Raw genomic sequence first — 8,664 nt, 5'->3', positions numbered from 1 at the left:
CGGCCAGGTCGATGGTGATCAGGATCTGGGGGCGGGCGCCTTGCACGGTGGGCAGGCCGGGTTGGGCCAGCAGGGTGTGCAGCATCGCGGCGAACGCGTCGTGGCGGCGTTGGGTGGGGGTGCGCCGCTGGTCGGCGGGGGTGCCGGCCGCATCGGGGGTGTCGAAGGCGTCGAGCGGCACGGTCAACGCCTCGCGGGTCAGCGGGTCCGGGGTGCCCACCAGCTCCCCGCGGCCCTGGAACCCTGCGCGCAGACGCAGCTCACGCAACGCGTCACCGCCGGGCGCGTCGGGGTTGTGGGCGCTGTCGGGGTCGTCGAGGTCGACCAGGCGGGCCACCGCGTGGCGGACGTGGCGGGGCGGGCTGGTGGCGGCCAGGTCGGCCAGGATCGCCTCGGCGTCAGCGAACGTCTCGGCGCGGGCGGGCACACACCGGTCGGTGACCGCGCTGACATGGCCCAGGGTGATGTCCCCGGCAGCCAGATGCGCGGCCAGACGCGGCAGTCCACCCAGCCGCCGGGCGGTGCTGACCTGGCGGGCGGTGGTCGAGTAGTCGGTGCCGGTGCGCCCGGCCAGCCACGACGACGCGGTCACCGCCCCGTCGCGCGGTGGCCGCCCCGCCGCTCGAAATCGGCCAGCAACCCCAGCTGGCAGGCGTCAAGACGTGCCCGCAGATACGCCAGGCCCACCAGCGCGTCGCCCACCACATCCACATGCTCGCCGGCCAAGCCGGTGTCTGGGCCAGCCGCGGCCCCGCCAGCACCCGCACCACCCTGGGTGCTGTCCCCGGCGTGGGCGCTGCCCCCGCCGTGGGCGTCGTTGGGTGCCGCGGCGCCCGCGAGGTCGGCGGTGGCGGTGGCGGCCAAGGCGTCCACGGCGTCGGCCAACGCGCCCACCGCCGCGCCCAGCACTGACCCCGGCGTGGTCGCGCACCGGGCCACCCGGGTGCGCGCCTGCACCCCGCGCGGGGCGCTACCCACCACCCACCTGTGCTGGCCACCGTCGCTGTCGCCACCGTCGCTGTCGCCACCGTCGCTGTCGCCACCGTCGGTGTCGCCACCGTCGGTGTCGCCACCGTCGGTGTCGCCACCGTCGGGCGGCTCGTCCCCGCCCAGGTCAGCGCCGGGTGCGTCCCCGTGGCTGTCGTGGGTGGAGGTCCACGACACGCCCCCGCCGCTCGTTTGGGTCCAGGGCGTGCCCGCCGACCCGTGGGCGTCATGGTCGCGGCCGGTGTCATAGCCCACGGGCTCCTCGCGGGCCAGAACGCCGCCGGCGGCCGGGGGGGGTGGCGGTGTGGCGGTTGGGCGCGCGCTGCCCGCCGGGTCGCCAACGCCCGCCACGCTCCCGTGTGGAGGTGGCGGCGACACCGACTGACCAGCCTGATACGAACATGTGTTCGAGCATACACCGCTTGGATCATGTCTGCAAGGGTCACCCGTCGATACTCCTGGAAGAATGTGGTGCAGGCGGGCGGGGGGTGGGCCCTTCAGTGGGCGGGGGAGGGACGGCATGTCCGGCAACCAGGGGTGATCCGGATGCGTTCGCTGCGAGTTTCTCAACATTGTGGTAGAAATATTGGTGTGACCGCACGCGAAGCCACCACCCTGGTCGACCTGCTGGGCGACACGCGCGCCAGCATCGTTGACCTGTTGCGCCGCCGCGCACACTCGGTGGCGGATCTCGCCGCCGCGATGAGCCTGTCCGAGGTCGCCATCCGGCGCCACCTGCAGGTGCTCGAACGCGACGGCCTCGTGGACGCGGAGACCGTCCGCCGCGATGGTCCCGGCCGCCCGAGCGCCCGCTACACGTTGACCGACCGGGCGCAGCGGCTGTTCCCCGACAACTCCGCCCAGCTGGCGATCGAGCTGCTGTCCTACCTCGAGGAGGAGCACGGGCACGACGCGCTCCTCGGCTTCATGCGGTGGCGTGCCGCCCGCCAGGGTGGGCGCTACGCGACCGAGCTGACCGGCGTCGACTCCCGCAAGGGGGCCGACCGCCTGGCCGAGCTGCTCAGTGCCGACGGCTACCTGGCGGACGCGGAGCAGGTCACCGACAGCGACGGCCATACGAGACTGCAGCTGACGCAGGGGCACTGCGCGATCAAGGAGATCGCCGAGCAGCACCCCGAGATCTGCGCGTACGAGACCCAGCTGTTCAGCGAACTGCTCGGTGCGACGGTGTCGCGCGAGAAGACCATCGCCGGCGGTGCGCCCGCTTGCGTCTGCCACATCACCGACGACGGCAAATAGGTACAGGAGCAAAACTCATGGCGACCAAAGCAGAAGACCTGGAGCTCGGCACCTACAAGTACGGCTGGCACGACGAGGGCAAGCCGGTCTTCGAGCCCAAGCGAGGCCTGTCCGAGGATGTCGTCCGCGAGATCTCGGCGCTGAAGGACGAGCCCAAGTGGATGCTCGACACGCGCCTGAAGGCCTACAAGCAGTTCCTGGCTCGCCCGATGCCCAGCTGGGGCGGTGACCTGTCGAAGATCATGTTCGACGACATCTTCTACTTCGTGCGCTCCACGGAGAAGCAGGCCAACACCTGGGAGGACCTGCCCGACGACATCAAGAACACCTACGACCGCCTGGGCATCCCCGAGGCGGAGAAGCAGCGCCTCGTGGCCGGCGTGGCCGCCCAGTACGAGTCCGAGGTCGTGTACCACAAGGTGCGCGAGGACCTCGAGGCACAGGGCGTGATCTTCCTCGACACCGACACGGCCCTGCACACCCATGAGGACCTGTTCCGCGAGCACTTCGGCAAGGTCATCCCCCCGAACGACAACAAGTTCTCCGCCCTGAACACGGCGGTGTGGAGTGGCGGGTCGTTCATCGTCGTGCCCGAGGGCGTGAAGGTCGACATCCCCCTGCAGGCCTACTTCCGGATCAACCAGCAGAACATGGGCCAGTTCGAGCGGACGCTGATCATCGCCGAGCCCGGCTCCTACGTGCACTACGTCGAGGGCTGCACCGCGCCGATCTACTCGTCGGACTCGCTGCACTCGGCAGTGGTCGAGCTGATCGCCAAGCCCGGCTCCCGTCTGCGCTACACGACCATCCAGAACTGGTCGAACAACGTCTACAACCTCGTGACCAAGCGCGCCGCCGCCTACGAGGACGCCACCGTGGAGTGGATCGACGGCAACATCGGCTCCAAGCTCACGATGAAGTACCCGAGCGTGTACCTGATGGGCCGTGGTGCCCGCGGCGAGGTCCTGTCGGTGGCGTTCGCCGGCGACGGCCAGCACCAGGACGCCGGCGCGAAGATGCACCACCACGCGTCGGACACATCGAGCTCGATCGTCTCCAAGTCCGTCGCCCAGGGCCACGGCCGCACGAGCTACCGCGGCCAGGTCGAGATCGCCGAGGGCGCACACCGCGTCAAGAACTCCACGATCTGCGACGCGCTGCTCCTGGACGAGCACGCCCGCAGCGACACGTACCCGTACATGAACATCTCCGAGGAGGACGCGCAGATCTCCCACGAGGCGAGCGTGTCCAAGATCGGCGAGGAGCAGCTGTTCTACCTCCAGTCGCGTGGGGTCGAGGAGGCCGAGGCCATGGCGATGATCGTGCGCGGGTTCATCGAGCCGATCTCGAAGGAGCTGCCCATGGAGTACTCGGTGGAGCTGAACCGCCTGATCAGCCTGAACATGGAGGGGTCGGTGGGCTAGCTTTCTGCTGAAGGGTGGGGGCCAAACCCCGCCCTTCGGGGGGCGCTGCGCTCGCGAAAGGCCAGCCCCCTCAGGGCGGGATTTGGCCCCCACCCCGCTCGACTCCCGCCGCCGATGTTCCGGTTGGAGGTCGGGCGGCACCGCCGCCTCGTTTGTGAAGAAAATCAAGCCCACCCGTGAACCCACCCCGTGAACCCACCCCGTGAAGGACGTAGCTGACGTGACGAACTTGAGGGACTTGACTGAGGCGGATGTGCTGGCCATGTCCGAGCGGCTGGAGGAGCCGGACTGGTTGCGGGACCGCCGGCAGGAGGCGTTCAAGGCGTTCAGCGACCTCGAGTGGCCGACCAAGACCGACGAGGAGTGGCGGAAGACCCACCCGGAGCGCTTCGACCTCGACCGGCCGGTCGTGGTCGCCGATCCGGAGGAGGCCGCGGACGTCGCCTGGCCGGACGACGGGGTCGTGGCGACCCTCGGTGACCAGGTCGCCGGATCGATCCGCATCGTCGACGGTGCCGTGGTCGACGCGCAGAGCAACGCGGCCGGCCTGCTGGTGACCGACCTCGCCACGGCCGCGCGCCAGGAGCCCTACGTCGTGCACAACGCCTTCGGGGTCGCGGTGGCCGCGGAGGAGAAGTTCGATGCCCTGAACTTCGCCGCGTTCACCGACTGCGCGTTCGTCCGCGTCTCGGCGGAGACCGAGATCGCCGATCCCATCACGATCACCATCCAGGCCGACACCGACGGTGCGCACGTTCCCCGCGTGCTGGTGGTCCTCGAAGCGTTCGCCAAGGCCAAGATCTACATCGACCACGTCGGCGACGCCCGCGCCACCGTCGTCGAGGTCGTGGAGACGGTCGTCGGGGACGGCGCCCACGCGCAGGTCCTGACCGCCCAGAACTGGGGCCCGGGCATCGACCACATCGGGCGCCACCGCGGCTACGTGCAGCGTGACGCGGTGTACCGCCACCTTGAGGCCAGCCTCGGCGGGCGCACCGTGTACGTGCGCCCCGACGTCGGGCTGGATCGCCCCGGCGGGCACGGGGAGCTGTTCGGGGTGTACTTCGGCTCCGAGGACCAGCAGATGGAGCACCGCTCGGTGATCCACCACAACGCGCCCAAGACGTCCAGCGAATCGATCTACAAGGGTGCGCTGCAGGGCACCGCCCGGGCGACGTGGTTCGGCAACATCCGCATCGAGCCGCACGCGAAGGCCACGACCTCAGACGAGACCAACCGCAACCTCATCCTCACCGACGGGGCGCACGCGGACTCGATCCCGTTCCTGGAGATCCTGTGCTCCGACGTGGTCTCGTGCGGCCACCACTCGTCGGTCGGCCAGGTGGACGCCGCCCAGCTGTTCTACCTGACCTCCCGCGGCATCCCCTACGGCGAGGCGGTGCGCATGCTCGTCTTCGGCTTCTTCGGCGAGGTCACCGACCGCATCGAGCTGCCGGGCGTGACCGAGACGATCCTCGCGGAGATCGAACGCGAGATCCAAGTCACCATCCCAGCGGTCATGGACCCCCGGAGGAGCTGATGACATACGAGGCGGTGGCGAAGCTGGACGAGATGCTGATCGGCCACTCGGTGAAGGTCGTGGCGGGTGGCGAGCCGATCGCGCTGGTGCGCCTGGACGACACGCTCGTCAAGGCCGTGCACAACACCTGCAGCCACGCCGACTACGACCTGGCTCCCGAGGGCTACATCGAGGACAACACGATCGAGTGCTTGCTGCACGGGTCGGTGTTCGATCTCGACACCGGGCAGCCCGACTCACTGCCCGCGGTCAAGCCCATCCCCGTGTACGCCTGCAAAGTGGCCGACGGTCAGGTGTACGTCGATGTCGAGCAGCAGTTGAACGATGCCCCAACGCCCCGTCACCACTGACCCAGGAATCACCATGAAACCCTTAAGGACCACCATGACTGCCGAACTGCACGTCAAGAACCTCACTGTTGCCATCGAGGGGACCGAGATCCTCCACGGCCTCAACCTCATGGTCAACAAGGGGGAGACCCATGCGCTCATGGGGCCGAACGGGTCGGGCAAGTCCACTCTCGCCTACGCCATCATGGGCCACCCGTCCTACGAGATCACCGGCGGCGAGGTGCTGCTGAAGGGCCAGGACATCACTGAGATGAACCCCGACGAGCGGGCCAAGCTCGGCCTGTTCCTCGCGATGCAGTACCCCACCGAGATCCCCGGCGTGTCGCTCACCAACTTCCTGCGCACCGCCGTGAACGCCACCAGTGACGAGGACATCCCCGTGCGCGCCTTCATGAAGAGCCTGCGCGAGGAGATGGGCGCGCTGGACATGGACGAGAAGTTCCTGCAGCGCAACGTCAACGAGGGCTTCTCCGGCGGCGAGAAGAAGCGCTTCGAGATCCTGCAGATGGCCATGCTGCGCCCCGAGATCGCCGTGCTGGACGAGACCGACTCCGGCCTCGACGTGGACGCGCTCAAGGTCGTGGCCGAGGGTGTCAACCGCTTGCGCGGTCCCGACCTCGGGGTCCTCATCATCACGCACTACACGCGTATCCTCCGGTACATCACCCCGGACCGGGTGCACGTGATGTTCGAGGGCCAGATCGCCCAGTCGGGTGGCCCCGAGCTCGCCGAGGAGCTGGAGGACAAGGGCTACGAGCACCTGAAAGCCCCGGTCTAGCAGGTCAGGAGGCAGACACCGCCGATGTTGGACGTCACCGCGATCCGCCGCGACTTCCCCGTCCTGGGCCGTCAGGTCCACGGGCGGGCGTTGGTGTACCTGGACTCGGCGGCGACCAGCCAGAAGCCCCAGGTGGTCACCGACGCGGTGTCAGCGGTGTCGGAGCGCTACAACGCCAACGTGCACCGCGGCGTGCACGCCCTGGCGGAGGAGTGCACGGAGGTCTACGAGCAGGCTCGGGGCAAGATCGCCCGCTTCGTCGGTGCCGACCCCCGGGGCGTGGTGTTCACCAAGAACGTCACCGAGGCGCTGAACCTCGTCGCCTACTCGTGGGCGCGCACCCGGCTGGGCCCAGGGGACATCCTGCTGTCCACCCAGATGGAGCACCACGCGAACATCGTCCCGTGGCAGCTGGTCCAGCCGTTGGCGGGCTACGAGCTGCGGTACGTGCCTGTCACCCCCGACGGCTGCCTCGACCTCGAGGCGTTCGAGGAGATCGTGGCGACGGGGCGGGTCAAGCTGTTCACCGTGACGGCGATGTCCAACGTGCTCGGGACGATCGTCCCGGTCGCCCAGATGGCCGCCCGGGTCCGTGCGGCCAACGCGGATGCGGTGGTGGTCGTGGACGGGGCCCAGCGCGTGCCCCACATGCCCACCGACATGGCCGAGCTGGACGCCGACTTCCTCGGCTTCACGGGCCACAAGATGTGCGGCCCCACCGGCATCGGGGTCCTGGCCGGCAAGCCCGAGCTGCTCGAGGCGATGCCGCCGTTCCTCGGTGGCGGGGAGATGATCACCAACGTCACGCTGGAGGGCAGCACCTTCAACGAGGTGCCCTACAAGTTCGAGGCCGGCACCCCGCCCTACGCCGAGGCGATCGGCCTCGGCGCGGCGGTGGACTACCTCTCGGCGCTCGGCATGGACGCGATCCGCGAGCACGAGGTCGCCCTGCTCGGCGAGGCGCTCGACGCGCTGGGCGGGGTGGAGGGGGTGGCGGTGCACGGCCCGAAGGATCCCCACGCGCGGGGCGCGGCGATCAGCTTCGCCATCGAGGGCATCCACCCCCACGACATCGGTACGCTGATGGACCGCGAGGGCGTGGCGGTGCGCGCCGGCCACCACTGCGCCAAGCCGCTGATGCGTGTCCTGGGTGTGCCGGCCACCACCCGGGCATCCTTCTACCTGTACAACACACCCGAGGAGATCGGGGCGCTGGTGGACGCCATCCACGTCACCAAGAAGTTCTTCGAGGCGTAGCCATATGTCAGGACTGGACGACCTGTACCACGAGATCATCCTGGACCACTACCGCAAGCCGCGGAATCGGTCCGGGACCCTCGACCCGTGCGACGTGCACGTGCACCACTCCAACCCGCTGTGCGGTGACGAGTTGGACCTGCGCCTGCACGTCGCCGACGACAAGGTCGATGCCCTGGCCTTCGATGGCGAGGGCTGCTCCATCTCGATGGCGGCGGCCTCGGCCATGACCGAAGCGGTCGTGGGGCGCGACCTGAGCGACGCGGACGACCTCGCCGAGGCCTTCCGCCTGATGATGCACGGCGAGGAGATGACCCGCGAGGACGACCTGCTCGACGGCGTGGCCTTCCAGGGCGTGGCGAAGTTCCCCGTCCGGGTCAAGTGCGCGCTGCTGGGCTGGATGGCCCTGCGCGATGCCATGGACACCTACAAGGAGGGGGCAGCGGGACACCGCGTGACCCATGAGTGACACCGACATGAAGGGCTGGCCCGCCGAGGATGCCGCCGCGGCGCCCGCATCGGAGCCCGGCGCCTTCGCCGACGTCCCGACCGACGAGGACGGGATGCCCACCGAGGACGCGATGCGCCAGGCGTTGAAGGCGGTGATGGACCCCGAGATCGGCATCAACGTCGTCGACCTCGGTCTCATCTACGGCTTCGTCAAGGAGGACGGCAAGGTGACCGTCGACATGACCCTGACCTCGATGGGCTGTCCCTTGACCGAGCTGATCCACTCGCAGTGCACCCTGGTGCTGGCGCCCCTGCCGGGGGTGGAGGAGGTGGACGTGAACTTCACGTTCTCGCCGCCGTGGTCGACCGAGATGATCGCCGACGAGGCCAAGGACGAGCTGCGCGCCATGGGCTTCAGCGTCTAACTCGCGAATCGCCCGAGCCTGCGAGGGCGATCGGCGCGGAGGCGATCGGGGTGCGCGGTGAGCTGCTCGGGGAGGTCATCGTCGGTGAGACGACCACCTCGGCGGACTGCGCCGGCGGCTCGTGTCCTGAGACGTGAATCGCTCCGAGCCTGCGAGGGCGATGCTCCGCTGTGCCGGGTGTGGCGGTCGCGCA

The 8,664-nt window shown here is 69.2% G+C and carries 10 protein-coding genes; 8 read left to right on the top strand and 2 right to left on the bottom strand.

The window, feature by feature from the left end; all coding sequences use genetic code 11:
* Nucleotides 1-592, bottom strand: a 592-nt coding sequence (locus WD250_05140) for a DUF222 domain-containing protein (protein MEX2619585.1), incomplete at its 3' end; no start/stop codon positions are given.
* Entirely contained in the window at nucleotides 589-1,242 is a 654-nt protein-coding gene (locus WD250_05135; GenBank protein MEX2619584.1) for a hypothetical protein, read from the bottom strand. The genes WD250_05140 and WD250_05135, both read right to left, overlap by 4 nt.
* 336 nt (nucleotides 1,243-1,578) lie before the next feature.
* Between WD250_05135 and WD250_05130 the strand changes: the two genes are divergently transcribed.
* The 8 genes from WD250_05130 to WD250_05095 all read left to right on the top strand — a co-directional run bounded on the left by WD250_05130 (nucleotide 1,579) and on the right by WD250_05095 (nucleotide 8,471).
* Nucleotides 1,579-2,247 carry an ArsR family transcriptional regulator gene (locus WD250_05130; GenBank protein MEX2619583.1) on the top strand — a complete coding sequence of 223 codons (669 nt, stop codon included), beginning with the start codon at nucleotides 1,579-1,581 and terminating at the stop codon, nucleotides 2,245-2,247.
* Between the two features lie 17 nt (nucleotides 2,248-2,264).
* Entirely contained in the window at nucleotides 2,265-3,671 is a 1,407-nt protein-coding gene (sufB, locus tag WD250_05125; GenBank protein MEX2619582.1) for a Fe-S cluster assembly protein SufB, read from the top strand.
* Nucleotides 3,672-3,900: 229 nt separating this feature from the next.
* Nucleotides 3,901-5,211 carry a Fe-S cluster assembly protein SufD gene (gene sufD / locus WD250_05120; GenBank protein MEX2619581.1) on the top strand — a complete coding sequence of 437 codons (1,311 nt, stop codon included), beginning with the start codon at nucleotides 3,901-3,903 and terminating at the stop codon, nucleotides 5,209-5,211.
* Entirely contained in the window at nucleotides 5,211-5,561 is a 351-nt protein-coding gene (locus WD250_05115; GenBank protein MEX2619580.1) for a non-heme iron oxygenase ferredoxin subunit, read from the top strand. Before sufD ends, WD250_05115 begins: the two co-directional genes overlap by 1 nt.
* Before the next feature lie 34 nt (nucleotides 5,562-5,595).
* Nucleotides 5,596-6,339, top strand: a complete 744-nt coding sequence (gene sufC, locus WD250_05110) for a Fe-S cluster assembly ATPase SufC (GenBank protein MEX2619579.1) — start codon at nucleotides 5,596-5,598, stop codon at nucleotides 6,337-6,339.
* Between the two features lie 24 nt (nucleotides 6,340-6,363).
* Nucleotides 6,364-7,596, top strand: coding sequence for a SufS family cysteine desulfurase (locus tag WD250_05105; protein MEX2619578.1), 1,233 nt, complete (start codon nucleotides 6,364-6,366; stop codon nucleotides 7,594-7,596).
* Between the two features lie 4 nt (nucleotides 7,597-7,600).
* Nucleotides 7,601-8,065: an SUF system NifU family Fe-S cluster assembly protein gene (locus WD250_05100; GenBank protein ID MEX2619577.1), complete on the top strand. Its 465-nt coding sequence runs from the start codon at nucleotides 7,601-7,603 to the stop codon at nucleotides 8,063-8,065.
* Nucleotides 8,058-8,471: a metal-sulfur cluster assembly factor gene (locus tag WD250_05095; protein MEX2619576.1), complete on the top strand. Its 414-nt coding sequence runs from the start codon at nucleotides 8,058-8,060 to the stop codon at nucleotides 8,469-8,471. Before WD250_05100 ends, WD250_05095 begins: the two co-directional genes overlap by 8 nt.
* Nucleotides 8,472-8,664 lie beyond the last annotated feature (193 nt).

The sequence above is a fragment of the Egibacteraceae bacterium genome (assembly GCA_040905805.1).
Classification (GTDB): Bacteria; Actinomycetota; Nitriliruptoria; order Euzebyales; family Egibacteraceae; genus DATLGH01.
This window is presented reverse-complemented; position numbering and strand designations above follow the sequence as displayed.